Raw genomic sequence first — 26,009 nt, forward strand, 5'->3', positions numbered from 1 at the left:
CGGCCTGGCCGCGGGTGCCCCCCTGAGCGTGACCCACGGCACCGTGGGGCGCAGCGCCCATCCCCACCGCCTGTTCGCTCTGGTGGGCATGGCGCTGGGCGTGTTCGCCATCCTCTTCCTGGGCGCCACACCACCCGGGGTGCAGGCCCTGGGCGGCTGGCTGCTGTTCGCGGTCTTCGCGGGGGTGATGGCGGTGGCAGCCGCGGTCTCGGCCCTGGCCTTCCCGGCGCCGGAAGCCGGCGTGCCCCGCGGCCCGGACCTGCGCGCCCCGCTGCCCCGTGTGGTGTGGGCCGGCATCTTCGGCGTCAGCGCCATGGCCCTGGTGCAGTCCATGATCTTCAGCTTCCTGGAGCGCGTGGGGGCCGACCGGGGCTTCGGCCTGGCCGCGGTCACGGGCGTGCTGGTGGCCCTGGGGGTGGTGAACCTCTCCCCCGCCGTGCTGGCCGCCGCGCTGGAGCGCCGGCTGCCGGCCCACTGGGTGCTGCGCGGCGGGCCGGTGGTGCAGGGCGGCCTGGCCCTGGTGATCGTCAACGCCCAGAGCTTCGCGCCCTACGCCGCGGCGGCCTCGGTCTTTGCCGCGGTGATGATCTTCACCCACACCTTCGCCTTCGGCACGCTGGCCCGGCTGGACCCGAGCGGCCGCGCCCTGGCCGCCACGCCGGCCATGCTGATGGCGGGCTCGGCGCTGGGCCCCATCGTGGGCGGCACGCTGGTGCAGTGGCACGGCTACCCGGCCCTGGGCTGGGCCACCACCGCCGTCGGTCTGGTGGCTCTGCTGTGCTTTGCCCGCGTGCGCCTGCCCGGGGGCACGCCGCCCCCGGCCCAGCTCAAGGTGGCCTGACACGGCCCCCTGCCGCGCAGCTGCCTTCACGCCCCGGCCCCCCGGGCCAGGCCCTCTTCCCCTCGCGATCACGCTGTCATGACGACCCCACGCGCCCCCCGCTCCGCCCACCGGCTGGTGGATCTGTCGATCTACCTGGAAAACGATGTGCTCTCCGACCCGCCGCCGCTGGCGCCGAAGATCACCTACCAGAGCCACCAGGACACCCTGCCGGAGTTCATGGCCATGATCCCCGGCACCCAGCCGCAGGACTACCCCGATGGCGAAGCCGCCGCCGCCGAATGGGTGACCCTCACCACCCACAGCGGCACCCACCTGGACGCCCCCTGGCACTTCCACTCCACCCAGGACGCCAAGCTGGGCGGTGCCCGTCCTTCGATCACCATCGACGAGGTGCCGCTGGACTGGTGCTACCAGCCGGGCGTGAAGCTGGACTTCCGCCACCTGCCCGACGGCTATGTGGCCACGGCCGCGGACGTGCAGGCCGAGCTGGCGCGCATCGGCTGGGAACTGCAGCCGCTGGACATCGTGCTGGTGAACACCCGGGCCGGCAGCCGCTACGGCCAGCCGGACTTCCTGGGCGCGGGCTGCGGCATGGGCTATGAGGCCACCATGTACCTGCTCGAGCGCGGCGTGCGCCTGACCGGCACCGACGCCTGGAGCTGGGACGCCCCCTTCTCGTACACCGCCAAGCGGGTGGCCGAAACCGGCAACACCGCCCTCATCTGGGAGGGCCACAAGGCCGGGCGTGACATCGGCTACTGCCACCTGGAGAAGCTGCACAACCTGGAGGCCCTGCCCCCGCATGGCTTCACCGTGTGCTGCTTCCCGCACAAGATCCGCGGCGCCTCGGCGGGCTGGACCCGCGCGGTCGCCATCCTGGACGCCGCCTGAGGCACGCCATGTCTTTGCCCCCCATCCACCGCGTGGTCACGGGCCACGACGAGCAGGGCCGGGCCATCGTCAGCAGCGACGGCCCCCTGCCCACCGTGGCCGAGATTGCCGCCATCCCCGGCACCGTCTTTCACGAGGTCTGGGCCACCACCGGCTGCCCCGCGCCGGTGGACAACGGCCCCGACCCCACCCTGGCCGCCCTGCAGCTGGCCCCACCGGCCCAGGGCACCCGCATCCGCTTCGTGGACATCCCGCCGGACACCGAGGACTTTCTGGCCCAGGGCGCGGCGCGCATGCACAGCGCCTTCAGCCAGATCGGCGATGCGGACGCCTCCACGGTGCGGGCCGATTCGCCCCACCCGCTGATGCACCGCACCGAGTCGGTGGACTACGGCGTCGTCATCGACGGCGAGATGACCCTGGTGCTGGACCAGGGCGAGGTGCTGCTGCGCCCGGGCAGCGTGGTGGTGCAGCGTGGCACCAACCACGCCTGGGCCAACCGCTCGACGCGCCCCTGCCGCATGCTGTTCGTGCTGATCGACGGGCGCTACAGCCCCGAACTGGCCCGGGCCCTGGAGCCGCGCTGATGTCCCCCGCCGATCTCTTCGGCCTGCAGGGCCGGGTGGCGCTGGTCACCGGCGGCACACGCGGCCTGGGCCGGGCCATCGCCGAGACCTATGCCCGGGCCGGTGCGCAGGTGATGGTCTGCAGCGAAAGCGAAGCCGACTGCGCCCAGGCCCAGGCCGACTGGCAGGCCGCCGGCCTGGCCATCCAGACCCGGGCCTGCGATGTGCGCGACCCGGACGCCCAGGCGCGGCTGGTGGCACACACCGTGGCCTGCTTCGGCGGGCTGGACGTGCTGGTGGCCAACGCCGGCATCGGCGACCCGATGCAGGGCAGCCTGGGCGCCAGCCCACAGGCCTACCGCGAGGTCATGGCGGTGAACCTCGACAGCATCGTGACGCTGTGCGCCCTGGCCGTGCCGCAGCTGCGCCAGCGCCGCGGCGGCAGCGTGATCCTGATGTCCAGCCTGTCCGCCCTGCGGGGCAACCGCGCCCTGGGCCCCTACGCCCTGGCCAAGGCCGCGCTGGCCCAGCTGGCCCGCAACCTGGCGGTGGAGCTGGGGCCGCAGGGCATCCGCGCCAACGCCATCGCGCCGGGCTTCATCCAGACCGAGCTGGCCGCGGCCCTGCTGGCCGACGAGGCCTTCATGGCGCGCCGCATGCAAATGACCCCCTTGCGCCGCCCCGGCACACCTGAAGAGGTGGCCGGCCCGGCCCTGTTGCTGGCCTCGCCCGCCGGCGCCTTCATCACCGGCCAGACGCTGGTGGTGGACGGCGGCACCCTGATCACCGACGGAAGCTGAACCCATGAAACTTGCCACCCTGCCCAATGGTCAACCAGACGGCCAACTCGTCGTGCTGTCCTCGGATACGCGACGCTGCCGTGCCGTGCCCCACATCGCCACCACGCTGCAACAGGCGCTGGAACGCTGGACCGATGTGGAGGCCGCATTGCGCGCCGCCGCGGCGGCGCTGGACACGGACGAGGCCGCCGGCCTGCCCTTTGACGCTGCCCGCGCCCTGGCCCCGCTGCCCCGGGCCTGGCAATGGCTGGACGGCTCGGCCTTCGAATCGCACGGCGAGCTGATGAGCCGTGTGTTCAACCTCGCGCCCAACGAATACGGCGACCGCCCGCTGATGTACCAGGGCCTGTCCCACCGCTTCCTGTCCGGCACGGCCGACGTGCCCCTGCCCAGCACGGAGGATGGCATCGACTTCGAGGGCGAGTTCGGCATCATCACCGACGCCGTGCCCATGGGCACCACGCCGGCCGAGGCAGCGGCCCACATCCGGCTGCTGGTGCTGATCAACGATTGGTCGCTGCGGCGCATCGCCCCCATCGAGATGAAGACCGGCTTCGGCTGGGTGCAGGCCAAGCCGGCCTGTGCGATGGCGCCCATCGCGGTGACGCCCGACGAGCTGGGCCCAGCCTGGCACGACAGCCGCGTGCAGCTGCGCCTGCAGGTGGACTGGAACGGCCAGCGCTTCGGCGCGGCCCATGGCGGGGCCATGGGCTTCGGCTTCGACCAACTGCTGGCCCATGCGGCCTACAGCCGCGATCTGGTGCCCGGCACCGTGCTCGGCTCGGGCACCGTGTCCAACCCCAACTACCGCGTGGTGGGCTCCAGCTGCATCGCCGAGCGGCGCGCCATCGAGCTGCTGGACCACGGCGAGAGCCGCACGCCCTACATGCGCTTTGGCGACCGTGTGGCCATGCAGGCCATCGACGAGGACGGCAAGGCCGGCCCCTTCGGTCGCATCGACCAGAAGGTGGTACCCGCCCATCCCCGCTGAGGGGTTGAGCGCCGGCCGGCGCCAGGCCGGCCCGTCTCAGGCGCCCTGCTCGTCCATGCGCCGGACCGCGCGGCGGAAGAGGTCCAGCAGCCATTGCAGCCCTGGATCCGCCCGGCGGTAGTGGTGCCATTGCACCGTCTGCGCCATGGGGGGCACCTCGATGGGCAGGGGCCGGATCTCCAGCGGCCAGGCGTGCGCAGTGCCCGGCCATCCGGGCATGCACCGTGGCGATGAGGTCCGTCCCCACCACCATGGCCGGCACCGAGCCGAAGCTGTAGGTGCGCACGGCATAGCGGCGGTGGACGCCGGCCCGCCCCACCAGCGAAGACACATAGGACTGCCCATCCCCGGTGGGATTGGGCGGCACCATCATCACGTGGCGCGCGTTCTCGTAGCGCATGCGGGTCAGGGTGCCCTGGGCCAGCACGCTGTCGCGCCACACCAGGCAGACGAAGCCCTCCTCGTAGAGGGTCTCGCGCGGCTGGTCCGGTGAGGTGAAGGGCTCGGGGATGATCAGCAGATCGGCCTCGCCGCGCTCCAGATCGCGCTGCGGGTTGTTCACCTGCGCCCGGAACTCGATCTCGGCGCTGCAGCGCTGGGCCCGGGCCAGGCTCATCAGGTGAGGCCCCAGCACCAGCTGGCTGTAGTCCGAGGCGATGATCCGAAAGCGCCGGTCCGAGGTGGCCGGATCGAACTCGGGCCGGGTGGCGATGGTGCTGTCCACGCGCATCAGCACATCGCGCACGGCGTCGCGCAGGCCATCGGCCCGCGCGGTGGGCTCCATCTTGCGGCCCACCTGCACCAGCAACTCGTCATCGAAGTACTCGCGCAGCCGCGCCAGCGCATTGCTGGTGGCCGACTGGCTGAGGTTCAGGCGTTCGGCCGCCCGCGTGATGCTGCGCTCGTCGAGCAGGGCATCCAGGGCCACCAGGAGGTTGAGGTCGAGTCGGTTGAAGCGCATGGCGTGGTCCGGAACAGCCTGCTGCAAGGCAGTGGCGGGAAGACCCGCAAAGCATTCACGGAATCGAAGTGAAGTGTTCTTCCAAACCATTTTGAAGAAAGGTGGGGCGCTCGTAACCTCTCGTTCACCCCACTATCTTGATCTCACGCAAGCCGGTTACCGCCCTCTTCGGCGTAAGCGGCCCCCCGACGAAACGCACACAGCACCGGCCTGCGGACCGCCCGAAAGGCGGCCCGGACGGTGCGGGGTGAACTCGTCCCTGCAGAAGGTCAAGGAGATGGCGGAACACCAACCGACGGAGACAAGCCCCATCATGAAATGCCAATTCGGACCACGCAGACACGCGCTGGCCAGCGCCAGTTGCTGGGCCCTGTGCCTGGGCAGCGCCGCAGTCCACGCCATGCCTCTGGACATCGACAGCGATGACTGGTCGATCCGCTGGGACAACACGGTCAAGCTCAGCGCCAAGGTGCGCACCGAGTCCGCCGACCCGGCCCTGAGCGCCAGCACCCGCGAGCTGGTGCCCGGCGTGCCGGCCTCGGCCTTCCCCCAGGCCCTGAACTTCAACGCGGGTGACCAGAACTTCCAGAAGAAGGGTCTGGTGTCCGAGCGCGCCGACCTGCTCAGCGAGTTCGACGCCGTCTGGCAGAACCGCTTCGGCATCCGGCTGAGCGGCGCCGCCTGGTACGACGCCAAGCTGCATCAGCACACCCAGGCCGACAACGACAGCAGCATCGGTCAGACACCCTACGACAGCTTCCCCGCCTACACCCAGCGCATGTCCGGCGGCAACTCCGAGCTGCTGGATGCCTTCGTGTTCGGCAGCTGGCAACTGGGCGACGAGAGCAAGCTCAACGCCCGCCTGGGACGCCACGCGCTGCAGTACGGCGAAAGCCTCTTCTTCGGCGACAACGGCATCGCCCGGGCTCAGGGTCCGGTGGACATCGACAAGCTGCTGGCCTCGCCCAACGCCCAGTTCAAGGAGGTGATCCGTCCGGTGCCGCAGCTGTCGGCGCAGTGGCAGATCAACCCCAGCGTGTCGCTGGGGGGTTATGTGCAGTTCCGCTGGGAGGCCGACCGTCTGCCGCCCTCGGGCAGCTACTTCTCCAGCGCCAACATCCCCTGGGGCTCGGAGCAGCCGGAGTTCGTCGGCATCTCCGACAGCAACACCGGCGCCCTGCTGACCAACTACCAGCTCAGCGCGGACGGCAACCACAACCCACGCGCCAACGGCCAGTTCGGCCTGCAGCTGAAGTGGCGTCTGGAAGAGACCGACCTGGGCTTCTACTACGCCCGCTACCACGACAAGGACGGCCAGCTCTATGGCGAGCTGGCCGCGCCGCCGGGTGCGGCGCCCACCGGCGGCGGCCGCTGGTACTACCGCTTCGGCGACGACATCAACGTGGTGGGAGCCAGCTTCTCGACCTCCCTGGGCGACTTCAACGTCGCGGGCGAGGCCTCGGTGCGCAACAACATGCCGCTGCACACCACCGCCAACTACCTCTATGGCTTCTTCCCGGGGCAGGCCGAGCCCGCCTTCCAGACCGGCCGCACCGCCCACCTGAACCTGTCGACGCTGGCGACCTTCGGCCCCAACATCCTGGCCGAGGAATCGGCCCTGGTGGCCGAGGTGGCCTGGAACCGCGTGCTGCACACCGATGACTTCGCCAACCTGCAGGCCGCCGGCCGCACCCGCGACGCCTCCATCGCGCAGTTCGTCTACACGCCCAGCTACCGGCAGGTGCTGCCTGGCCTGGACCTGAGCGTGCCGGTGGGCCTGCGCTACAGCCTGAGCGGCAAGTCGGCCGTGACCGCCTGGGACGCCAAGGGCAACGGCACGCTGACCCTGGGCGTGAGCGGCAACTACCTCAACGCCTGGCAGTTCGCCATGACCTACAGCCACTACCTGGGCAAGGCCGTGCCGGTGACCGACTACAGCCCTGCGCTGACCGGCGGCACCCCCATCTTCGGCGACGGCAACTCCCTGGCCGACCGCGACCACATCGCCCTGAGCCTGCAACGCAGCTTCTGACGCGGCCCCTCCACCTTCTTCACACGCAGCACCATGCACACCACCCGCACCCTCACCGCCCTGGCCGCCTGCTTGCTGGCCTGGCAGGGCCTGCCCGCCTGGGCGGCCGTCAGCGCCGCCGACGCCGCGCACCTCAAGTCTGACCTGACCCCGATGGGCGCCGAGAAGGCCGCCAACAAGGACGGCAGCATCCCGGCCTGGACCGGCGGCTACACCACCCCCATCCCCGGTGACAAGCCGGGCGGCCGCCGGGGCGATCCCTTCAAGGACGAGAAGCCGCTGTTCAGCATCAACGCGGCCAATGCAGACACCTACGCCGACAAGCTCACCGATGGCACCAAGGCCCTGCTGAAGAAGTACCCCGCCTACCGGCTGGACGTCTACAAGACCCACCGCACCGCCGCGGCGCCCCAGTGGGTCTACGACAACACCTTCAAGAATGCCACCCGCGCCAGTCTGAAGGGCGACGTGCCCGAGGATGCCTATGGCGGCATCCCCTTCCCGATTCCCAAGAGCGGCGCCGAGGTCATGTGGAACCACATGCTGCGCTGGCGCGGCACCAGCCTGCAGATCAACATCGACCAGTACCAGGTGACGGCCGACGGCCGCACCGTGCTGACCACGGACGGTGTGATCGACCAGCAGATGCCCTACTACTTCCAGGAGGGCACGCCGGAGAAGTTCGCGCAGAGCAACGAGTTCTGGACCGTGCGCCTGAAGACCCTGGGCCCGCCGCTGCGCGCTGGCGAGGCCATCGTGGGCCGCAACCAGATCGACGGCAGCAAGGACCAGGCCTGGGTCTACCTGACCGGCCAGCGCCGGGTGCGCAAGCTGCCCAACCCCTGCTGTGACACGCCCACCCCCTCGGCCGCGGGCGTGATGAGCTTCGACGAGATCGAGACCTGGACGGGCCGGCTGGACCGCTTCGACTGGAAGCTGCTGGGCAAGAAGGAGATGTACGTCCCCTACAACGGCAACAAGCTGCTGCAGCCCACCAAGGACGCCGACGTGATGGGCCCGGGCCCCTTCCTGAACCCGGACCATGTGCGCTGGGAGCTGCACCGCGTCTGGGTGGTGGAAGCCACGCTGCGCGCCGGCCAGCGTCACCAGGCGCCCAAGAGCCGCTACTACTGCGATGAGGACACCTGGGCCTGCGTGCTGGCCGACCGCTGGGACGCCAACGGCCAGCTCTGGAAGACGATCTGGTCGCAAACCCTGGTCGCCCCGGACCTGCCCGGCACGGTCATCGGCGCCTTCGGCTTCACCGACCTGGTGGCGGGCAACGGCTTCATCGGCAATCTCTACAACCAGAAGGCCGGCCAGTACGTGGTCAAGCCCCGCCTGCCCGACAGCCTCTTCACGCCCGACGCCCTGGCCGGTGACAGCGTGCGCTGAGGGGCTCAACCCGTGATCCTGTTTCCCTGAAGGCACACGCATGTTCAAGTACTTTCCCACCAACTACGTCTGGAACCTCTCGGTCGATCTGGCCATCGAGATGGGCGCCCGCATCGGCGAGATCGAGGCCATGTGCGCCCCGCTGCAGGAGGCCGCCCGGGCTCCTGACGCGGCCGGCACCCAGGCCTTCCGCGAGACCTGGGTGAAGATGGCCGACCAGCTCTGCGCCCTGGCCGCCGAGGACGAGGCCCGTGGCTGGGGCTTCTCGGCCGGCGAGAAGTACCGCCGCGCCGCCAGCTACCTGATCACCGCCGAACGGCTGCAGGCCCACGACGCCCCCGGGCGTCTGGACATCTACCGTCGTGAACTGGCCCTGTTCCAGCAGGGCTCGCAACTGCTGCGCGACCGCGTGCAGCGGGTGGAGATCCCCTACGAGGGCCGGCACCTCTCGGCGCTGTACCTGCCCGCCGAGGGCCTGCGCCCGGGCGAGCGCGCCCCGGTGCTGGTGCAGCTCAACGGCCTGGACTCGACCAAGGAGATGAAGTACCTGGTGGGCCTGCCGGCCTGGCTGGCCAAGCGGGGCGTGTCCTCGCTGGTGGTGGACCAGCCCGGCAGCGGCGAGGCGCTGCGCCTTCAGGGCCTGACCGCCCGCTTCGACACCGAGCACTGGGCCAGCCGGGTGGTGGACTACCTGGAGACCCGCGACGATGTGGACCCGCGACGCATCGGCTGCGAGGGCGTGTCCCTGGGCGGCTACTACTGCCCGCGCTCGGTGGCCATGGAGCCGCGCTTTGCCTGCGGCGTGGTCTGGGGCGCCAACCACGACTGGCGCGACGTGCAGAAGCGCCGGCTCGAGAAGGAAGGCGACTTCCCCGTGCCGCACTACTGGGCCCACGTCTGCTGGGTCTGGGGCGCCAAGGACATCGACGACTTCATGCGCATCGCCGAGAACGTTCACCTGGACGGCGTGGTCGAGAAGATCCGCGTGCCCTTCCTCGTCACCCACGGCGAGAAGGACAGCCAGATCCCGCTGAAGTGGGCGCACCGCACCTACGAGCAGCTGATCCACAGCCCCAAGCGCGAGCTCAAGGTCTTCACCGACCGCGAGGGCGGCGCCCAGCACGCCAGCTTCGACAACAGCATCAACGCTGGGCAGTACATCGCCGACTGGGTGGCTGTCGCCCTCGGCGCCCGCACCGCCTGAGGTCACCAGGAACGCCACCGTGAACCTCTCCATCGACCGGCACCCGTCACCGGCGGCCTTGAAGCTCATCATCGTCGGACGGCGCCGGCCCGGGACCACCCTGGCCGAGCATCGCCACCACATCCGCCAAGTCCATGGCGAGCTGGTGCTGCAGAACATCGCGGCCGACCCCGCCAATGCCCCGCGGCGCTATGTGCAGAACGCGGTGTTCGACGGCACGTTCCGCGCCAGTGCGCCGGGCACCGACCCCTTCGCACTGAACCGCGACTTCGTCACCCAGATCTGGGTCCCCGACCTGGAGACCCTGGGTCGGGCCCGGCAGTCGTCCTTCTACCTGGAGAAGGTCAAGCCCGACGAAGACAACTTCGTGGACCAGGCCAACGTGGTCTTCATGCCGACGAAGGAGCGCTTCATGGCCGGCGCCCCGATGACCACCAACCAGCGCGTCAAGCTGTTCGGCTTCGTGCAGCGGGCCGCCCAGGCCAGCCCGGAGGCCTTCTTCCAGGCCTGGCGTTCAGCGGCCTGGGACGGCGGACACCGCGGCCCCTTGCGCCATGTGCAGAACGACCCGCTGCCCACGCCCATGGGCCCCCCGCCCCTGGACGGCATCGACGAGTTCTGGTTCGACGACGAAGCCGGCGCCTGCGACTTCATGGGGCGCTGGAGCGCCTGGGTGAACGACACCCTGGTGCGTCCCGGCCTGGCGGCCGCCGGCAGCCACTTCGTGCTGCTGGCCCGTGAAGACGTGGTCCATGCCGGCCCCCAATGACCCCCTCACCCTCCCTGCGACAGGACACCCCATGAACATCACCGGATTGCACACCCTGGTCTTCGCCGTCGAAGACCTGCCCGCCTGCCGCCAGTACCTGCTGGACTACGGCCTGATCCCCCACCCCACGCAAGCCAACCGCCTGGAGGCGCTGGATGGCACCGGCGTGGAACTGTACGCGGCGGACGACGCCGCCCATCTGCCCGCTGCGCCGGCCCCCGGCTGCATGCTGCGCAAGACCGTGATGGGCGTGGCCGACAAGGCCACCCTGCAGGCCCTGGCCGAGAACCTGGGACGCGACCGCGCCGTCCGCCATCTGTCCGACGGCAGCATCGAGTCGGTGGACGACAGCGGCTTCGCCATCGGCTTCCGGGTGGCCGACAACCGGCTGCCCGCGGTGTCGGGCGAGCTGTCCAACGTGCCGGGCTCGCCGGTGCAGCGCCCGGTCAACACGCTGGGCGTGGACGCCCAGGCCGGTCCCATCCGGCCGCGCACCCTCTCGCACGTGGTGTACTTCGTGCCCGATGTGGCCAAGGCCGAGGCCTTCTATGTCGAGCGGCTGGGCTTCCGCTGCACCGACCGCTTCCACCGGGTCGGCCCCTTCCTGCAGCCGGCCGGCACGCTGGAACACCACACCCACTTCCTGATCGGTGCGCCGGCCTTCATGCAGGGCGTGGAACACTTCACCTTCCACTTCTCCGGCCCCACCGAGGTGCTGCAGAACGGCAACCGCTTCATCGAGAAGGGCTACCAGGCCTTCTGGGGGCCGGGCCGCCATCTGCTGGGCTCCAACTGGTTCTGGTACTTCAACAGCCCGCTGGCCTGCCATGTGGAGATGGACGCCGACATGGACCTGCACGATGATCAGTGGCAGCCCCGGGCCATCGACTCCAGCGCCGACACCTCGCAAGCCTTCCTGCTGCGTCGGCGCGAAAAGTGGATGCCCGGCCCCGGCACCCCCGCCAACGGCGACTACGCCTGAGCCCGGCATGACAGCGCTGCGCCCGCTCTGCCACCGCGACACCCTGGCCGATGGCCAGGCCCGCGGCTTCGACCTGGAGGGCGAGGGCCAGGATCAGTTCTTCCTGGTCGGCCATGGCGGCGCGCTGCATGCCTGGCGCAATGCCTGCCCGCATGTGGACGGCGCCCCCATGGCCTGGCGGCGGGACGCCTACCTGAGCCCCGATGGTCGACAGGTGATGTGCCACGCCCACGGTGCCCGCTTCGAGCCGGACACCGGCCGCTGCGTGCAGGGCCCCTGCCTGGGCCAGCATCTGCAGCCGGTGCCCCTGCACATCGATGCCCAAGGCCAGGTCTGGCGCGCGGTGGACTGGGCGGCCCGGACAGACGACACGACAACGACGACGAGACAGACAGAAAGGACTTCCCCATGACTGCAGTGAACAAGGCCCTGGTGGTGGGCGGCGGCTTCTCCGGCATGGCCGCGGCCATCCGCATGCGCCGTGCCGGCATCGACGTGCACCTGCTGGAGCAGGACGCGGCCTGGTGCCCGCTGGGCGCGGGCATCACCGTCAGCGGAGCCACCCTGCGTGCCCTGGAAAGCCTGGGGCTGCGGGCCGCCTTCGAGGCCGAGGGCTACACCTCCAGCAATGTGGAGATCTACACCGCCCAGGGCCACCACCTCGCCACCCTGCCCACCCCGCCGGTGGTGGGCTCCACCGTGGCCGGCGGCGCCGGCATCCTGCGCCCGACCCTGGCCCGCATCATGGCCGAGGCCACCCGCGCGGCCGGCACCCAGGTGCGCCTGGGTCAGCGATGGACGGACATGGAGCAGGACGGCCAGCAGGTGCATGTGCGCTTCTCCGATGGCAGCCAGGACCGCTTCGACCTGGTGGTGGGCGCCGATGGCGTGCATTCCGCCCTGCGCGCCAAGTACATGCCGGAAGTGCCCGCCCCCGAGTACATCGGCCAGGGCGTGTGGCGCGCGGTGCTGCCGCGGCCGGAGTCGATCCAGCGGCCCTTCATGTGGCTGGGCTCGCACATCAAGGTGGGCGTCAACCCGGTGTCGGCCACCCACATGTACCTGTTCATCACCGAGGACCGGCCGACCAAGGAACACATCGACCCGGCCACCTGGCCCACGGTGGTGGAAGGCCTGCTGCGCCCCTTCACCGACCCGGTGGTTCAGGCGCTGATCCCCCATGTGCACAGCCCCGAGGCGGCCATCGACTACCGGCCGCTGGCCAACCTGCTGGTGCCCGCCCCCTGGAACCGCGGTCGCGTGCTGCTGATCGGCGACGCGGTGGCGGCCACCACGCCGCACCTGGCATCCGGCGCCGGCATCGGCATGGAGAGCGGCATCGTGCTGGGCGAAGAGCTGGAGCGCCACGACGACCTGCAGGCGGCCCTGGACGCCTTCCACGCCCGGCGCTTCGAGCGCTGTCGCATGGTGGTCAAGAACTCCGAACAGCTCTGCATGATCGAGATCCACGATGGCGACAAGGGCGAGCACCAACGCATCATGCGGGAATCGATGCTGGCCCTGACCCAGCCGATCTGAATGTTGTGAGCGTGGCCCCGCTTCAGCGGGCCTCCGGTCGCGGCCCCAGGGCCGTGGCCACCACCTGGTCTTCCAGCACCCCCTGCTGCCAAGCGCCCACCATGTAGGACTTGAGCATGCCGTGGGTGCGCAAGGTCGCAAAGCCGAACAGGGTGGACCAGAAGCCGATCAGGCGCTGTTGCACGCTGGCCCGGTCCAGGCCGGGCCAGGCCCGTTGTCCCAGGGCCAGCAGAGTGTCGTAGGTTGCCTGCAGCGCCGGCAGGCGATTTTCCGCGTCGGGATCGTTGATCACCTCGTCGTCATACATCATCCGGAACAGCAGCGGGTGGGCCTGGGCGAAGCCCAAGAAGGTTCGGGCTGCCACTTCCATCGCCCGCCAAGCCTGAGGTTCCTCGCGCTGCGTGGCCAGCAACCGGTCCAGCAGCTCCACGTGCAGGCTGTCTGCCAGCGCGGCCAGCAAGGCCGTCCGGTGGGCGAAGTGCTTGTACAGCGCGCTGGGCGCGACGCCCAGCTGCTGAGCCAACTGCCGCATGGACAAGGCCTGGTGCCCATCCGTGGCCACGGCCTGCCGCGCCGCGGCCAGCGCTGCTTCGCGCAACCGTCCATGGTGATAGGGCCGATCCGGGGCAGCGGCAAGAGGTTGGGCAGCAGGCATGGCGCATTCTCGCCCCAGGCGACGTCAGGGAAACCCCGCACCCAAGACAGGTTCGCATGCCCTAAAGTGAACATTGTTCACTTTAAGAATCTGGAGACGTGATGAGCTACCTGATGAATGCTTGGTACGTGGCCGCCTGGGATGAGGAAGTGGGCCCGAACGCCCTGCTGGCCCGGACCCTGCTGGACCAGCCGGTGGTGCTGTTCCGCGATGCGCAAGGCCACGCCCACGCCTTGGCCGACCGCTGTCCGCACCGCTTCGTGCCTCTGTCCAAGGGGCGCCTGTGCGCCGATGGCCAGGCCATCGAATGTGCCTACCACGGCCTGCGCTTCGCGGGCTCGGGGCAGTGCGTGCACAACCCCCACGGCGACGGCAAGATCCCCGCGGCCGCACAGGTGCGCCGCTACCCGCTGGTGGAACGCCACAGCTGCCTGTGGATCTGGATGGGCCCGGCCGAACTGGCCGACCCCGCCGCCATTCCCGACTTCTCCTGCATGGACCCGGCACATTGGCATGTGGGCAAGGGCTACCTGCGCGCGCAGGCCCACTACCAGCTGGAGACCGACAACATCCTCGATCTCTCCCACATCGAGTTCCTGCATCCGGGCACCCTGGGCAGCGATGCGGTGAAGCAGGCCACCACCGAACTGCGGCAGGACGGCCACACCGTGTGGTCGCTGCGCCAGACCCACGACGAGGTGATGCCCGACTTTCTCTACGCCGCCATGGCCTTGCCCCAGGGGATGCGGGTGGACCGCTGGATCGACGTGCGCTGGACACCGCCGGCCAACCTGCTGCTCGATGCCGGTGCCACGCCCACAGGCCGGCCCCGCCACGAAGGCCGCCAGAACTGGCTGCCTCATCTCTTCACGCCGGAGACCGCCACCAGCACCCATTACTGGTTCGGCATTTCCTTTCCCAAAGCCATGGGGCCTGCTGGCGAGCAACTGGCCCGTCAACAGATCGCCGGGCTGAAAGTGCCCTTCGAAACGGAAGACTTGCCCATGCTGGAGCTGCAGCAGCAGGCCATGGGCACCAACGACTTCTGGGCCCAGCGCCCGGTATTGCTTTCGGGTGATGCTGCGGCCGTGCGGGCCAGGCGCGTGCTTGACCAGCTCATCGCCCAGGAGCGGGCGACCCTGGCATCGACGGAGACGCTCCGGTGAGTCATGCCGCGGTGAAAGACACGCTCCGCGTGCGGGTGGCGGCCAAGGTCCAGGAGGCCCTGGACATCTGCAGGCTGGAACTGCGCACGCTGGACGGCCAGACCCTGCCAGCCTTCGAGGCCGGCGCACACATCGACGTGCATCTGCCAGGGGGATGCGTCCGCCCCTATTCGCTCTGCAATGTCCCGGGAAACACCGACCGGTACGAGATCGCGGTGCTGCTGGCCTCCCCCTCCCGCGGCGGCTCGCATGCGGTCCACACCCGGGTGCAGGTGGGCGACGTGCTGCACATCAGCCCGCCGCGCAACCACTTCGCGCTGCAGGTCCCGCGCCCGGATGCGCCCCCGCCCCTGCTGCTGGCGGGGGGCATTGGCATCACACCGATCCTGTCCATGGCCGAAGCGTTGTCGGCCGCCCGTCAGCCCTTCACACTGCATTACGCCACACGCAGCGCGGAGCGCACGGCCTTCCGCCAGCGCCTGTCGACGGCGCCCTACGCACACCAGGTCCATGTCCACCATGACGATGGCCCACCGACACAGCGGCTGGATCTGGACCGGGTCCTGGCCGGCGCCCCACGGGACACGGCGGTCTATGTGTGCGGCCCCGCAGGGATGATCAACGCGGTGCGCCAGAGCGCAGACCGGCAGGGCTGGCCACCGAACCAGGTGCACTGGGAAGCCTTCCAGGCCACGGCCGGATCATCCACGACCGCGTGTGCGGCGAATCACCCCTTCGAGGTCCGCCTGGCCCGGCGGGGGCTGAGTGTGCAGGTCGCCGCTGATCAGACGGTGGTGCAAGCCCTGGCCTCGCTGGGGGTGCACATCACGGTCTCCTGCGAACAGGGCCTGTGCGGCACCTGTCTGACGCCCTTGCTCGAGGGCCGGGCGGACCACCGCGACCAGTTCCTCACGCCCGAGGAACAGGCGCGTGGAGACTGCTTCCTGCCGTGCTGCTCCCGGGCCGCGGACGCACGGCTGGTGCTGGACCTGTGACCACGGCCCGGCCGGGACGGACGGTGGTCAGCAGCGGTGTCGCAAGGAAGATCCTCACGGCCTGCCTCCACCGCGCTCCACCGCGCTCCATGCATTCCCTGCAGAGCAGCTGCAGGAACGGCCGCTGGTCCCGAAGCGGGATCGGCGGCACCGGGACGAGATCGGGCGCAGCACCTGCCCGCGCCACCAGGACATTTCCCTTGCACCTGCACAGCCGCGCCTGTTCGTCGGTGAGGTGGTGTCACCCCGCTGATGCCCTGCCACCGGATCTCGTAGGATTGGGCCGACAGACGCGCCCGCGCCCCCCGGCCGACAATGCGTCGAGGAGAACACCATGATCCGAGTTGCCATCGTCGATGACCACGCCATTGTCCGCACCGGCCTGCGCCAGTTCCTGTCCGAGGAAGTGGACCTGCGGGTGACGGGCGAGGCCGCCAACGGCCGCGAGGCCCTGGACCTGGTCCGGCAGGGCGAGGTGGACGTGATGCTGATGGACCTGTCCATGCCCGACCAGAGCGGGGTGGACGCCCTGGCCGCCATCAAGGCCCGTGCGCCCGAACTGCCCGTGCTGATCCTCAGCGGTTTTCCGGAGACCCACTACGCCACGACGCTGCTGCGCCAGGGCGCGGCGGGTTACCTGAACAAGGAATGCGACCCGGAGGAGATCGCCAAGGCGATCCGCACGGTGCATCTGGGCCGTCGCTACATCACCCCGGCGGTCGCCGAACTGCTGGCTGACAACCTCAATGGTGCCGGGGACCGCCCACCCCACGAGCAACTCTCCGAACGGGAGTTCCAGGTCTTTCTGCGTCTGGCCAAGGGCGAGACCATCAGCGCGATGGCCGACAGCATGGCCCTGAGCGTCAAGACGGTCAGCACCTACCGCACCCGGGTGATGGAGAAGCTCAAGCTCTCCTCCAACAGCGACCTGACCTACTACGCGATGAAGAACGGGCTGATCCAGTGAGCCCCGCGGGCCGGCGTGCCGGCTCGCCTCACTGAACGCTGGGCAGCGCCGTGTCGGGCAGCATCTGTCCCCAGGGCTGCTCCGCGGCCTGCGCGATCTGCACGGCGTGCTCCTCGATGGCCCCGGCCGTGCGGGGCTGCAGACCGGCCAGCCCCACGGCCAGCGCACACACGGCCAGGTAGAGCATCAGCACCCCCAGCCATGTCCAAGGGCGGAAACCTTGCGGGATCTGTGCCATGGAACCTCCTGGATTGTTCGGGACGGCCCGGCGGCGAGGCCGGGGACTCAGGTCATCAGCGGCGGCAGGTCGCAGTCGTTCTCGTCATCGGGCAGGCCCTGGGCCTCGCAAGCACGGGCGGGGAAGCTCTCTTCCACATCCGGATGCAGCACCAGGGTGCGCAATTCCAGTGGCCCTTCCCCCGAGGGGCTCAGGGCGGGCGACTGCGGCGCCGGAAGGTGCACCGGCCGCAGCACCTGGGGCGCCGGTTGAGGTCTCATCGCCCCCAGCGCCAGCACGCCCAGGGCCAGCGCCACAACGGTCACTTCGCAGGCGGTCCCTGCAAGCCGGGAGGTGGTGGACATGGGGTGCTCCTTTCTGGGTCCGGGCCGCATGTGCGGCATGGCACCAATTTAGGAGACCCCTCGAAGGGCGGCCATCGGCCCGCAGCGCGTCGCCTTGTCGGACTGGGCTGACAGAAACCGGGGACCGGCGGGGGCCGCGCCTCAGGCCGCGCGCACCGCCGGCTCGGCCCGCTCAGGCGCGGCCGGGGGAACCACGGGCGCGGGGGCATCGCCGTGCGCAGGCACGGGACGCATGTGCGCCGGCAACTGGTTGCCGAACACCCATTGCTTCACTTCGTCCAGCCAGGCATCTTTGTCGTCGTCCATCGTGCTTCCCCTGCGATTGCTGTTCTCACGCTCCCTGGGACCGTCCGGGTCGGGCCAGGCCGGTCGCCCATGTCTCGGATGGGACCCCCTTCAGCGGAATTGGTTCACCGGCTGCCTTCCGGTGGGAAGGGCCGTCCAGCGTTGAAGAGCAAGAGGCGGGCCAACCAGCGCCTCGGGCCCGGTCTTATCCCTCGGTCGAGGGATTCGGGCTGCCGAGCTCGGCCGGGGCCACCGCAGGCGCCGGGACATCGTCCGGCCCCGATGGGACCTGGGCCGGCGCCCGCATGGGCAGGCGGGCCCGCAGGGTGGTGCCCTGCCCGGGCTGGGAGAGCACCTCCAGCCGGCCTTGCTCGGACTCCACCCGGTAATGCATGCCCAGCAGGCCATGGTGGCCCGCACGGGGGCCATCGGTCTGGAAGCCTCGGCCATCGTCACGCACCTCCACGCAGGCGGCCTCCCCCACCAGTTCCAGACGCACCCAGACGTTCTGGGCATGGGCGTACTTGGCGGTGTTGGTCAGGGCCTCCTGGACCATGCGGAACACGGTGAGCTCGGCGCTGGGCGTCAGCTTCACGGGGGACAGCGTGCAATGCACCGGCAGTCCGGCCCGTTTGGAGAATTCGTCACACAGCACCTCCAGGGCCGGCAGCAGCCCGAGGTTGCTCAGGGTGGACGGGCGCAGATCTTCGATGATGCGGCGCTTGAGCGCGATGCCACTGTTGAGCGTGGCCGTCAGATGCCCCAGGCGCTCCAGGGCCTCCGGGGCACCGCCCAGCTTGGGTTTGAGCCGCGCCACGTCCAGCTTGGCCGCGGTCAGCAGGGCCCCCAGTTCGTCGTGCAGCTCTCTGGCCAGGCGGGCCCGCTCGTCCTCGCGGGCCGTCTGCAGGTGGCGGGCCAGTTCGGTCAGTTCGGCGGTGCGCCGGTTCACCTCGCGCTCCAGGTGGTTGCGTTCATCCAGCAGACGCTGGGCCTGCTGCTGGCGCTCCCCTTCCAGGGCCCGTTCCTGCCGCATGAACTTCACCAGCACCAGCACGCTGAGCACCGTCAGGGCCGCCACGCCGATGCGGTTGAGCAGCAGGGTGCTGAACACCGCCTCCCGGTCGCGCACGATGCGGGAGGCCTGTTCCCCGGCCATGGTGGCCACCGCACTGCGGATGGCGGTCATCTTGTCCAGGCCCACGCCCAGATCCACCAGCCCGGTGGCGGCCTCGGTCTTGCCCGACTGGACCTTGGAGACCACCAGCGCCATTTCGCTGAGCTTGCCCTCCACGTTCTCGCGCAGGCCGGCCAGGCGCTGGCGGTCGACCTCGTCGGTGTCTTCCAGGTAGAGCCCCTGCAGGGCCTGCAAGGAGGCACGCACATCCACGCTGGCGTTGCGGTAAGGCGCCAGGTACTCGGGGCGGCCGGTCAGCACGAAACCCCGCTGGCCGGATTCAGCGTCGGTGAGGCGCTGCAGCAGGGCCAGCAACTCCTGGCGGATGCGCCCGGACAGCACCAGATCGTCCATCTGGGCCCGGGCCTGCTGGTAGGACAGCTCGTTGAAGCCCAGCATGGCCAGGGCCACCAGCAGCACGGCCGGCAGGACGAAGGCGCTGCGACGCACGCGCCAGCCCCACTGCTGCAAAGTGTCTTTCAAGGTGGGCTCCGGCGGGGGTGACGGGGGATCAGGAACGGGGGGTGTCGGACAGTGTCTCGCAATAGGCGATCAGTTCGTCGAGCTCGGCCGACTTGTCGAACACCCGATCGGCCCCCAGGGCCAGGCAGCGCCGCCGCATCTCGGGCGTGGCGTAGTTGCTCAAGACCACCAGGCGGGTGCCTGGCGCGGCCTCCCGGGCCCGGCGCAGCACTTCCAGGCCCGTGCCGTGGGCCAGGAAGATGTCGATGATCATCAGGTCGCAGCCCTCGTGCCCCTCGTGCGGCTGATTCAGCCAGGTCAGCGCATCGGTCTCGCTGGCGGCCCAGCCCACGACCTGCATGCCCAGCATCTCCTCCAGGGTCCCTGTCAGGTTCTGGCGGATCACCTCGCTGTCCTCCACCAGGAAGAAGCGCAGGGCCCGCTGGGACTGACGGGGATCGGAGAGGGATGGCATCGCAGTCATGGTGTGGCGTTGGGAACCCGATCGGCCAGAGCCGACCGTTGATGAAATTATCGGCCGACGGGCCAGGCGGCGGCACTCCCGAAGTTCGGCGGCGCGTGTCGGACCTGTCCTACAGACAGGGCCACCGAACCTCGGTTAACGCCGTTGCGGCACGGCCCCGGCCGCTCAGGGACGAACGGCCAGTTCGTTACGCACGGCCTTCACGCCCTTGACCGTCCAGGCCAGGCGCTCGGCCTCGGCCTTCTCGTTGAGGCTCTTGGCAAAGCCCGAGAGCATCACGGTGCCGTTGAGCGTTTCCACGTTGATGGCCACGGCATCCACCGCCTTGGATTCGACGAACTTGGCCTTGACCGCCGTGGTGACCGAGGTGTCATCGATGTACTCGCCCACCGTGGATTGCCCCCGGGTGACGGCGCAGCCCGGCAGGATGGTGACGGCGGCGGCGGTGGCCACCAGCGCAGCCGCCACGGACAGGCGAAGGGGGTTGTGCTTGCTCATGGGGGTCTCCTTGTGTTGATGAGCCTCCAGTGTCCGCAGGGCCGAGCCCGCCAGCCATCGCCCAACCGGCCGTCACCGTGTAGGAGCGCACCGCGTGCCGTCGTCGGTGGGCCTGCGGCCGTGAACCGGGGCATGCCCCGGTACCCCGCCCTGGCGCCCCCTGGCAACATGCGCCCCGATGTCCGAGACCTGGTTCCTGCTCCTGTCCGCCGCCCTCGGGGCCGGCGCCCTCAATGCGCTGGCGGGGGGCGGCAGCTTCCTGACCCTGCCCGCCCTGTTCCAGGCCGGTCTGCCCCCCATCGCCGCCAATGCCACCAGCACAGTGGCGGTCAGTCCCGGCTACCTGGGCAGCACGCTGGGCTTCCGGGCCGAGCTGGCGCGCCTGCCCTCGGCCTTGTTGTGGAAGGACAGCGGCATCTGCGCCCTGGGCGGCTTGGCCGGCGCCGGGCTGCTGCTGGTCACCCCGGGGCGGCTTTTCGTGGCCGTGGTGCCCTGGCTGCTGCTGTTCGCCACCGCGGTGTTCGCCGCCGGTCCCTGGCTGATCCGGCGGCTGAGGCAGCGCGCCGCCAGCCCCGCATCGGCCTCGGGCGCCGGCTGGCAGCGGGCGCTCGGCCTGGCTGCCGTCTCCATCTATGGGGGCTACTTCAACGGCGGCCTGGGCATCCTGCTGCTGGCGCTCTACCAGGCCACCGGCGTCAGCGACCTGCGCGAGGCCAATGCGCTGAAGAACCTCAACTCGCTGGTGCTGTCCAGCGTGTCGGTGCTCACCTTCGCCTGGGCCGGCCAGGTGCACTGGCCCGAAGCCCTGGGCATGGCGGTGGCCGCCATCGTCGGCGGCTACCTGGGCGCGGCCCTGACCCGGCGGCTGCCGGCGCACTGGGTGCGGGCCTTTGTGATCGCCACCGGCCTGTTCATGGCCGCGAAGTTCCTCTGGCGCTGAAGCACGCCGCGCGCTGCGCTGCCGCACGGCCGGGGCTGCAAATTACGTAGCTCCCACAAGCGACCGGGGGAAAGCCGAGTTCGATAATCTCGACCTCAGCTTCCGCTCTTTCGCCATGTCCACCTCCTCCCAAGCGCCTGCCGGCCGCACCGGCAAGACCCCGCTCTACCGCTCCCTTTACGTCCAGGTGCTGTTCGCCATCGCGGTGGGCGTGCTGCTGGGGCACTTCTCGCCAGATCTGGCCTCGCAGATGAAGCCCCTGGGTGACGGCTTCATCAAGCTGATCAAGATGATCATCACCCCGATCATCTTCTGCACCGTGGTGCTGGGCATCGCCGGCATGGAGGACATGAAGAAGGTCGGCAAGACCGGCGGCCTGGCCCTGCTGTACTTCGAGGTCTTCTCCACCATCGCGCTGATCATCGGCCTGGTGCTGGTGAACCTGCTGCAGCCGGGCGCGGGCATGCACGTCGATGCCGCCGCGCTGGACACCAAGGGCATTGCCGGCTACGTGGCACCGGGCAAGATGACGAGCACCACCGACTTCCTGCTCAACATCATCCCGAACAGCGTGGTCGACGCCTTCGCCAAGGGCGAGATCCTGCAGGTGCTGCTGTTCTCGGTGCTGTTCGGCTTCGCGCTGCAGAAGTTCGGCGGCAAGCACAACATCGTCTTCCACTTCATCGAGAAGCTCTCCCAGGTGCTGTTCGCGGTGGTCAACGCCATCATGAAGGTGGCCCCGATCGGCGCCTTCGGCGCGATGGCCTTCACCATCGGCAAGTACGGCGTGGGCTCGCTGCTGCAGCTGGCCCAGCTGATGGGCGCCTTCTACGGCACCTGCCTGCTCTTCATCCTGGTGGTGCTGGGCACGGTGGCCCGCGTCCACGGCTTCTCGATCTTCAAGTTCCTGCGCTTCATCCGCGAGGAGCTGCTGATCGTGCTGGGCACCTCGTCCAGCGAATCGGCCCTGCCCGGCATGATGCGCAAGATGGAACACGCGGGCGCCGAGAAGTCGGTGGTGGGCCTGGTGATCCCGACGGGCTACTCCTTCAACCTGGATGGCACCTCGATCTACCTGACCATGGCCGCAGTCTTCATCGCCCAGGCCACCGACACCCCGCTGAGCCTGATGCAGCAGCTCACCCTGCTGGCCGTGCTGCTGCTGACCAGCAAGGGCGCCGCCGGCGTGACCGGCTCGGGCTTCATCGTGCTGGCGGCTTCGCTGGGCGCGGTGGGCCATGTGCCGGTGGCCGGCCTGGCGCTGATCCTGGGCATCGACCGCTTCATGAGCGAAGCCCGCGCGCTGACCAACCTGATCGGCAACGGCGTGGCCACCCTGGTGGTGGCCAAGTGGGTGGGCGAGCTGGACGAAAAGAAGCTGCATGCCGCCCTGGTCGAGCAGGTCCCCCTGCCCGAGCCGGAGCTGTCGCTGCCTTCGCTGAACACCCAGCCCCTGACGCCATCCTCCTCGTCACACTGACCCAACGCGCCCCGAGCTCGTCTCCCGGCGGCGATGAAGGCGCCCGCCTCCGCCGCCACCCCGCCCGCACTATCGGCTGCTGGCGCCGTATCCACCACCGCCTGGGGTGCGGATCACAAACACATCGCCGGGCCGCATGTCCACTTGCCCGATGTGGCCAAGCATCTCCACACGGCCATCCGCCCGCTCCACGATGTTCTGCCCGATCGCTCCTGGCAGCCCCCCCGCCATCCCGAAAGGGCCATGCACGCGGTTGTTGCTCAAGACAGAGGCTGTCATCGGCTCAGGAAACAGGAATCGAAGCTCACCACCATCCCCGCCCCGGCAGCGCCCGGCCCCGCCGGTCCCCGGGCGGATCTCGTAGGCGTCCAAGCGCACGGGAAAGCGGAACTCCAGCACCTCGGGGTCGGTCAGCCGTGAGTTGGTCATGTGGGTCTGAACCACGCTGGTGCCGTCAAAGCCTGGACCTGCGCCAGAGCCACCGGAGATGGTCTCGTAGTACTGGTGCTCGTCGTTGCCAAAGGTGAAGTTGTTCATCGTGCACGGCCCGGCCGCCATCACGCCCAGCGCGCCGTAGAGCGCATTGGTCACGCACTGCGAGGTCTCGACATTGCCAGCCACCACCGCCGCCGGAAAGCGCGGGTTCAGCAGGCTGCCCTCGGGCACGATGACCTCGATGGGTTTCAGGCAGCCGGCATTCAGCGGGATCGCGTCGTCCACCAGCGTGCGGAAGACGTACAGCACAGCGGCCATGGTGATGGACTTGGGCGCGTTGAAGTTGTTGGGCTGCTGGGTGCTGGTGCCGGTGAAGTCCACCCGGGCGGAGCGGGTGGCGGCGTCAACGTCCACCTTCACGTGGATCTGCGCGCCGTTGTCCAGCGGCAGCAGGAACGCGCCAGGCTTGAGCGCCGTGATGACCCGGCGCACGCTTTCCTCGGCGTTGTCCTGCACATGCTGCATGTAAGCCACCACCGTCTCGCGCCCATACTGGGACACCATCGCCCGCAGTTCCTGCACACCCTTTTCGTTCGCCGCGATCTGCGCCCGCAGATCGGCCAGGTTCTGCTGCGGGTTGCGGCTGGGGTACGGGCCGGACTGCAGCAGTGCCAGCAGCTCGGCCTCACGCAGCCTGCCACGCTCGACCAACTGGAAGTTATCGATCAGCACCCCCTCTTCGGTGATGCTTTGCGAGAACGGCGGCATGGAGCCCGGCGTGATGCCACCAATGTCCGCATGGTGACCGCGAGAGGCGACGTAGAAACTCGGCTTCACGTCGGCGTCGGACAGATACACCGGCGTGACGACCGTGATGTCCGGCAGGTGTGTGCCGCCATGGTAGGGATCGTTCAGCACATAGACATCGCCCGGCCGCATCTCCGGATTGCGGGTGATGACCGTGCGGATGGATTCGCTCATCGAACCCAGGTGCACGGGCATGTGCGGCGCGTTGGCGATCAACTGGCCCTGGCCATCGAACAGCGCGCAGGAGAAGTCCAGCCGCTCCTTGATGTTGACCGAGTAGGCGGTGTTCTGCAGGCGCAGCCCCATCTGCTCGGCAATGTTCATGAAGAGGTTGTTGAAGACCTCCAGCATCACCGGGTCGGCCTGGGTACCCAGGGCCTGCATCACCACGCGCTGGCGCACGCGCTTCAGTTCCAGCTCGCCCTGGGCGGTGAGGCGGGCCTGCCAGCCGGCGTCCACCACGGTGGTGGCGTTCTTCTCGGCGATCACGGCCGGGCCGTTGACGATGGCGCCGGCACGCAGCTCTTCGCGCACATGCAGTTCGGCCTCCCGCCAACCGGCGGGCTCTTCGTCGGCCATGCAGTACATGCGAATTCGCTGGCGTGGTGCGGGCTGGTGGACCTCTTCGGCTTCGAAGATCCGGCCGGTGACGGGCGCTTCACCCGCGGCCAGGCATTCCACATTGACCGACTCGATGACCAGCGCACGGTCCGGCATCAGGAAGGCATAGCGCTGACGGTAGGCACGCTCGAACTCGGCCTGGATGACCGTCAGCGCCGTGCGGACATCGTCCGCGGGCAGCAGGCAACTCAGCGCCGTGTCGGTGCCAGCGTAGCGCACCTGCAGACGGGCGACCGTCTGCACCGCGCTGGCAGCCACGCCCTGGCTCTGCAGTTCGGCCGCCGCCTGTTCGCGCAGACGTGCGGCCAGCGCACATGCCTGGGCCAGGCCGCTGGCGTCCAGCGCCAGCTCCAGCGAACCCTCGCGCATCGCGATCTGATCGGCCAGGCCCATGCCATAGGCGCTGAGCACGCCGGCGAAGGGGTGGGCCAGGATGCGCGTCATGCCCAGGGCGTCCGCCACCAGGCAGGCGGCCTGGCCACCGGCGCCGCCGAAGCATTGCAGCGTGTAGGCCGTGACGTCATAACCACGCGCCACCGAAATGCGCTTGATGGCATTGGCCATCGCGCCCACGGCGATCTGCAGCGCGCCGGCAGCGACCTGCTCGGGCGACACCGCCGTGCCAGCGGCCTGCTGCATGGATGCCGCCAACGCGGCAAAGCGCTCCTGCACGGTGCCCAGATCCAGCGCTTCGCTCGCCTTCGGACCGAAGACCTTGGGGAAGAACGCCGGCTGGATGCGGCCCAGCATCACGTTGGCGTCGGTGGTGGCCAAGGGCCCCCCGCGGCGGTAACTGGCCGGGCCCGGGTTGGCACCGGCGGACTCGGGACCGACACGCAGGCGTGCACCGTCAAAGCGGATGACCGAGCCACCGCCGGCCGCCACCGTGTGGATGCTCATCATGGGCGCACGCACGCGGACACCGGCTACCTGGGTGTCGAAGGCGCGCTCGAACTCGCCGGCGAAATGGCTCACGTCGGTGGAGGTGCCGCCCATGTCGAAGCCGATGACCTTGCCGTGCCCGGCCGCCATGGCCGTGCGCACCATGCCGACGATGCCACCGGCCGGACCGGAGAGGATGGCGTCCTTGCCCTGGAAGCGATGTGCTTCGGTCAGCCCCCCCGAACTCTGCATGAAGAACAGGCGCACGCCGGGCATCTGGCTGGCCACCTGGTCCACGTAGCGGTGCAAGATGGGGCTGAGGTAGGCGTCGACCACTGTGGTATCGCCACGCGGCACCAGCTTCATCAAGGGGCTGACCTCGTGCGAAGCCGATACCTGGGTGAAGCCGATCTCGCGCGCCAGCGCCTGTGCAGCCTGCTCATGGGCCGGTGCGCGGTAACCGTGCAGGAAGACGATGGCACAGGTGCGAAGACCGCGGTCGAAGGCCCGCTGCAGTTGCTCGCGCAGGCCTGCCAAATCCAGCGGCCTCAGCACGTGGCCCTGCGCGTCGACACGCTCGTCAGCCCTCGATCACGCCTCGT

26 protein-coding genes and 1 pseudogene are annotated in these 26,009 nt (G+C 69.5%); 17 read left to right on the forward strand and 10 right to left on the reverse strand.

Going from position 1 to position 26,009, the window contains the following annotated elements:
- The 5 genes from I73_RS33305 to I73_RS19180 form a co-directional block, all read left to right on the forward strand.
- The coding region (locus I73_RS33305; RefSeq protein WP_022982093.1) for a hypothetical protein at window positions 1-841 on the forward strand (841 nt) is incomplete at its 5' end.
- Between the two features lie 78 nt (window positions 842-919).
- Window positions 920-1,735: a cyclase family protein gene (locus I73_RS19165; RefSeq protein WP_022982094.1), complete on the forward strand. Its 816-nt coding sequence runs from the start codon at window positions 920-922 to the stop codon at window positions 1,733-1,735.
- Between the two features lie 8 nt (window positions 1,736-1,743).
- Window positions 1,744-2,322: a cupin domain-containing protein gene (locus I73_RS19170; RefSeq protein ID WP_022982095.1), complete on the forward strand. Its 579-nt coding sequence runs from the start codon at window positions 1,744-1,746 to the stop codon at window positions 2,320-2,322.
- The gene (locus tag I73_RS19175; RefSeq protein WP_022982096.1) at window positions 2,322-3,101 is read left to right on the forward strand and encodes an SDR family NAD(P)-dependent oxidoreductase; all 780 of its coding nucleotides are present in this window, start codon (window positions 2,322-2,324) and stop codon (window positions 3,099-3,101) included. Before I73_RS19170 ends, I73_RS19175 begins: the two co-directional genes overlap by 1 nt.
- 4 nt (window positions 3,102-3,105) lie before the next feature.
- Complete coding sequence (locus I73_RS19180) at window positions 3,106-4,092, forward strand: fumarylacetoacetate hydrolase family protein (RefSeq protein ID WP_022982097.1); 987 nt, start codon at window positions 3,106-3,108, stop codon at window positions 4,090-4,092.
- 36 nt (window positions 4,093-4,128) lie between these two features.
- Here I73_RS19180 and I73_RS34730 read toward each other — a convergent pair whose 3' ends face one another.
- Together I73_RS34730 and I73_RS29150 are read right to left on the reverse strand one after the other, a co-directional pair.
- Entirely contained in the window at window positions 4,129-4,311 is a 183-nt protein-coding gene (locus I73_RS34730) for a hypothetical protein (RefSeq protein WP_022982098.1), read from the reverse strand.
- Between the two features lie 40 nt (window positions 4,312-4,351).
- Window positions 4,352-5,143 (reverse strand): annotated as a pseudogene (locus tag I73_RS29150) (LysR family transcriptional regulator); the annotation flags it as partial.
- Between the two features lie 223 nt (window positions 5,144-5,366).
- On the opposite strand from I73_RS29150, the gene I73_RS29155 reads away from it, so the two are divergent.
- The 7 genes from I73_RS29155 to I73_RS19225 are packed head-to-tail and all read left to right on the forward strand — an operon-like array spanning window position 5,367 to window position 12,974.
- On the forward strand, window positions 5,367-7,085 hold the full coding sequence (locus I73_RS29155) for a DUF1302 domain-containing protein (protein ID WP_159105908.1): 1,719 nt from the start codon (window positions 5,367-5,369) through the stop codon (window positions 7,083-7,085).
- A 33-nt stretch (window positions 7,086-7,118) separates the two neighbouring features.
- Window positions 7,119-8,480: a DUF1329 domain-containing protein gene (locus I73_RS19200; RefSeq protein WP_022982101.1), complete on the forward strand. Its 1,362-nt coding sequence runs from the start codon at window positions 7,119-7,121 to the stop codon at window positions 8,478-8,480.
- A 40-nt stretch (window positions 8,481-8,520) separates the two neighbouring features.
- Window positions 8,521-9,684: a S9 family peptidase gene (locus I73_RS19205; RefSeq protein WP_022982102.1), complete on the forward strand. Its 1,164-nt coding sequence runs from the start codon at window positions 8,521-8,523 to the stop codon at window positions 9,682-9,684.
- 19 nt (window positions 9,685-9,703) lie between these two features.
- A complete protein-coding gene (locus I73_RS19210) occupies window positions 9,704-10,453 on the forward strand; it encodes an EthD domain-containing protein (RefSeq protein ID WP_022982103.1) in 750 nt (249 codons plus the stop codon).
- Window positions 10,454-10,484: 31 nt separating this feature from the next.
- The gene (locus I73_RS19215; protein ID WP_022982104.1) at window positions 10,485-11,435 is read left to right on the forward strand and encodes a VOC family protein; all 951 of its coding nucleotides are present in this window, start codon (window positions 10,485-10,487) and stop codon (window positions 11,433-11,435) included.
- Window positions 11,436-11,442: 7 nt separating this feature from the next.
- The gene (locus I73_RS29160) at window positions 11,443-11,847 is read left to right on the forward strand and encodes a Rieske (2Fe-2S) protein (protein ID WP_022982105.1); all 405 of its coding nucleotides are present in this window, start codon (window positions 11,443-11,445) and stop codon (window positions 11,845-11,847) included.
- Window positions 11,844-12,974, forward strand: coding sequence for an FAD-dependent oxidoreductase (locus I73_RS19225; RefSeq protein ID WP_026096956.1), 1,131 nt, complete (start codon window positions 11,844-11,846; stop codon window positions 12,972-12,974). Before I73_RS29160 ends, I73_RS19225 begins: the two co-directional genes overlap by 4 nt.
- 22 nt (window positions 12,975-12,996) lie before the next feature.
- Here I73_RS19225 and I73_RS19230 read toward each other — a convergent pair whose 3' ends face one another.
- On the reverse strand, window positions 12,997-13,629 hold the full coding sequence (locus I73_RS19230) for a TetR/AcrR family transcriptional regulator (RefSeq protein WP_083876913.1): 633 nt from the start codon (window positions 13,627-13,629) through the stop codon (window positions 12,997-12,999).
- 101 nt (window positions 13,630-13,730) lie between these two features.
- On the opposite strand from I73_RS19230, the gene I73_RS19235 reads away from it, so the two are divergent.
- The 3 genes from I73_RS19235 (at window position 13,731) to I73_RS19245 (ending at window position 16,757) form a co-directional block, all read left to right on the forward strand.
- Complete coding sequence (locus I73_RS19235; protein WP_022982108.1) at window positions 13,731-14,795, forward strand: aromatic ring-hydroxylating dioxygenase subunit alpha; 1,065 nt, start codon at window positions 13,731-13,733, stop codon at window positions 14,793-14,795.
- An 11-nt stretch (window positions 14,796-14,806) separates the two neighbouring features.
- Window positions 14,807-15,790, forward strand: a complete 984-nt coding sequence (locus I73_RS19240) for a PDR/VanB family oxidoreductase (RefSeq protein WP_026096957.1) — start codon at window positions 14,807-14,809, stop codon at window positions 15,788-15,790.
- 334 nt (window positions 15,791-16,124) lie between these two features.
- Window positions 16,125-16,757, forward strand: coding sequence for a response regulator transcription factor (locus I73_RS19245; RefSeq protein ID WP_022982110.1), 633 nt, complete (start codon window positions 16,125-16,127; stop codon window positions 16,755-16,757).
- 28 nt (window positions 16,758-16,785) lie between these two features.
- Here the strand turns inward: I73_RS19245 and I73_RS19250 are convergent, their stop codons facing one another.
- From I73_RS19250 to I73_RS19275, 6 genes are all read right to left on the reverse strand, one after another.
- Window positions 16,786-16,995 (reverse strand): hypothetical protein, encoded by a 210-nt coding sequence (locus I73_RS19250; protein ID WP_022982111.1) that lies wholly within the window; start codon window positions 16,993-16,995, stop codon window positions 16,786-16,788.
- A 47-nt stretch (window positions 16,996-17,042) separates the two neighbouring features.
- Complete coding sequence (locus I73_RS19255; RefSeq protein WP_022982112.1) at window positions 17,043-17,339, reverse strand: hypothetical protein; 297 nt, start codon at window positions 17,337-17,339, stop codon at window positions 17,043-17,045.
- Between the two features lie 141 nt (window positions 17,340-17,480).
- Window positions 17,481-17,645, reverse strand: coding sequence for a hypothetical protein (locus I73_RS33310; protein WP_022982113.1), 165 nt, complete (start codon window positions 17,643-17,645; stop codon window positions 17,481-17,483).
- A gap of 184 nt (window positions 17,646-17,829) precedes the next feature.
- Entirely contained in the window at window positions 17,830-19,281 is a 1,452-nt protein-coding gene (locus I73_RS29165) for a CHASE3 domain-containing protein (protein WP_234409553.1), read from the reverse strand.
- 28 nt (window positions 19,282-19,309) lie between these two features.
- Window positions 19,310-19,735, reverse strand: a complete 426-nt coding sequence (locus I73_RS19270; RefSeq protein ID WP_022982115.1) for a response regulator transcription factor — start codon at window positions 19,733-19,735, stop codon at window positions 19,310-19,312.
- 174 nt (window positions 19,736-19,909) lie between these two features.
- A complete protein-coding gene (locus I73_RS19275; RefSeq protein WP_022982116.1) occupies window positions 19,910-20,242 on the reverse strand; it encodes a BON domain-containing protein in 333 nt (110 codons plus the stop codon).
- Window positions 20,243-20,420: 178 nt separating this feature from the next.
- On the opposite strand from I73_RS19275, the gene I73_RS19280 reads away from it, so the two are divergent.
- Together I73_RS19280 and I73_RS29170 are read left to right on the forward strand one after the other, a co-directional pair.
- Window positions 20,421-21,182, forward strand: coding sequence for a sulfite exporter TauE/SafE family protein (locus tag I73_RS19280; RefSeq protein WP_022982117.1), 762 nt, complete (start codon window positions 20,421-20,423; stop codon window positions 21,180-21,182).
- A 115-nt stretch (window positions 21,183-21,297) separates the two neighbouring features.
- Window positions 21,298-22,662, forward strand: a complete 1,365-nt coding sequence (locus I73_RS29170; protein ID WP_022982118.1) for a dicarboxylate/amino acid:cation symporter — start codon at window positions 21,298-21,300, stop codon at window positions 22,660-22,662.
- A gap of 69 nt (window positions 22,663-22,731) precedes the next feature.
- Here I73_RS29170 and I73_RS29175 read toward each other — a convergent pair whose 3' ends face one another.
- On the reverse strand, window positions 22,732-25,962 hold the full coding sequence (locus tag I73_RS29175) for a hydantoinase B/oxoprolinase family protein (protein WP_022982119.1): 3,231 nt from the start codon (window positions 25,960-25,962) through the stop codon (window positions 22,732-22,734).
- Window positions 25,963-26,009 lie beyond the last annotated feature (47 nt).

The sequence above is a fragment of the Ideonella sp. B508-1 genome (assembly GCF_000333615.1).
GTDB lineage: Bacteria > Pseudomonadota > Gammaproteobacteria > Burkholderiales > Burkholderiaceae_C > Ideonella.

Bases quoted from the DNA above. Each gene is read 5' to 3' on its own strand.
- I73_RS19165 (WP_022982094.1), top strand. From the start codon at position 920: ATGACGACCCCACGCGCCCCCCGCTCCGCCCACCGGCTGGTGGATCTG.
- I73_RS19170 (WP_022982095.1), top strand. From the start codon at position 1,744: ATGTCTTTGCCCCCCATCCACCGCGTGGTCACGGGCCACGACGAGCAG.
- I73_RS19175 (WP_022982096.1), top strand. From the start codon at position 2,322: ATGTCCCCCGCCGATCTCTTCGGCCTGCAGGGCCGGGTGGCGCTGGTC.
- I73_RS19180 (WP_022982097.1), top strand. From the start codon at position 3,106: ATGAAACTTGCCACCCTGCCCAATGGTCAACCAGACGGCCAACTCGTC.
- I73_RS34730 (WP_022982098.1), bottom strand. From the start codon at position 4,311: ATGCCCGGATGGCCGGGCACTGCGCACGCCTGGCCGCTGGAGATCCGG.
- I73_RS29155 (WP_159105908.1), top strand. From the start codon at position 5,367: ATGAAATGCCAATTCGGACCACGCAGACACGCGCTGGCCAGCGCCAGT.
- I73_RS19200 (WP_022982101.1), top strand. From the start codon at position 7,119: ATGCACACCACCCGCACCCTCACCGCCCTGGCCGCCTGCTTGCTGGCC.
- I73_RS19205 (WP_022982102.1), top strand. From the start codon at position 8,521: ATGTTCAAGTACTTTCCCACCAACTACGTCTGGAACCTCTCGGTCGAT.
- I73_RS19215 (WP_022982104.1), top strand. From the start codon at position 10,485: ATGAACATCACCGGATTGCACACCCTGGTCTTCGCCGTCGAAGACCTG.
- I73_RS29160 (WP_022982105.1), top strand. From the start codon at position 11,443: ATGACAGCGCTGCGCCCGCTCTGCCACCGCGACACCCTGGCCGATGGC.
- I73_RS19225 (WP_026096956.1), top strand. From the start codon at position 11,844: ATGACTGCAGTGAACAAGGCCCTGGTGGTGGGCGGCGGCTTCTCCGGC.
- I73_RS19230 (WP_083876913.1), bottom strand. From the start codon at position 13,629: ATGCCTGCTGCCCAACCTCTTGCCGCTGCCCCGGATCGGCCCTATCAC.
- I73_RS19235 (WP_022982108.1), top strand. From the start codon at position 13,731: ATGAGCTACCTGATGAATGCTTGGTACGTGGCCGCCTGGGATGAGGAA.
- I73_RS19245 (WP_022982110.1), top strand. From the start codon at position 16,125: ATGATCCGAGTTGCCATCGTCGATGACCACGCCATTGTCCGCACCGGC.
- I73_RS19250 (WP_022982111.1), bottom strand. From the start codon at position 16,995: ATGGCACAGATCCCGCAAGGTTTCCGCCCTTGGACATGGCTGGGGGTG.
- I73_RS19255 (WP_022982112.1), bottom strand. From the start codon at position 17,339: ATGTCCACCACCTCCCGGCTTGCAGGGACCGCCTGCGAAGTGACCGTT.
- I73_RS33310 (WP_022982113.1), bottom strand. From the start codon at position 17,645: ATGGACGACGACAAAGATGCCTGGCTGGACGAAGTGAAGCAATGGGTG.
- I73_RS19270 (WP_022982115.1), bottom strand. From the start codon at position 19,735: ATGCCATCCCTCTCCGATCCCCGTCAGTCCCAGCGGGCCCTGCGCTTC.
- I73_RS19275 (WP_022982116.1), bottom strand. From the start codon at position 20,242: ATGAGCAAGCACAACCCCCTTCGCCTGTCCGTGGCGGCTGCGCTGGTG.
- I73_RS19280 (WP_022982117.1), top strand. From the start codon at position 20,421: ATGTCCGAGACCTGGTTCCTGCTCCTGTCCGCCGCCCTCGGGGCCGGC.
- I73_RS29170 (WP_022982118.1), top strand. From the start codon at position 21,298: ATGTCCACCTCCTCCCAAGCGCCTGCCGGCCGCACCGGCAAGACCCCG.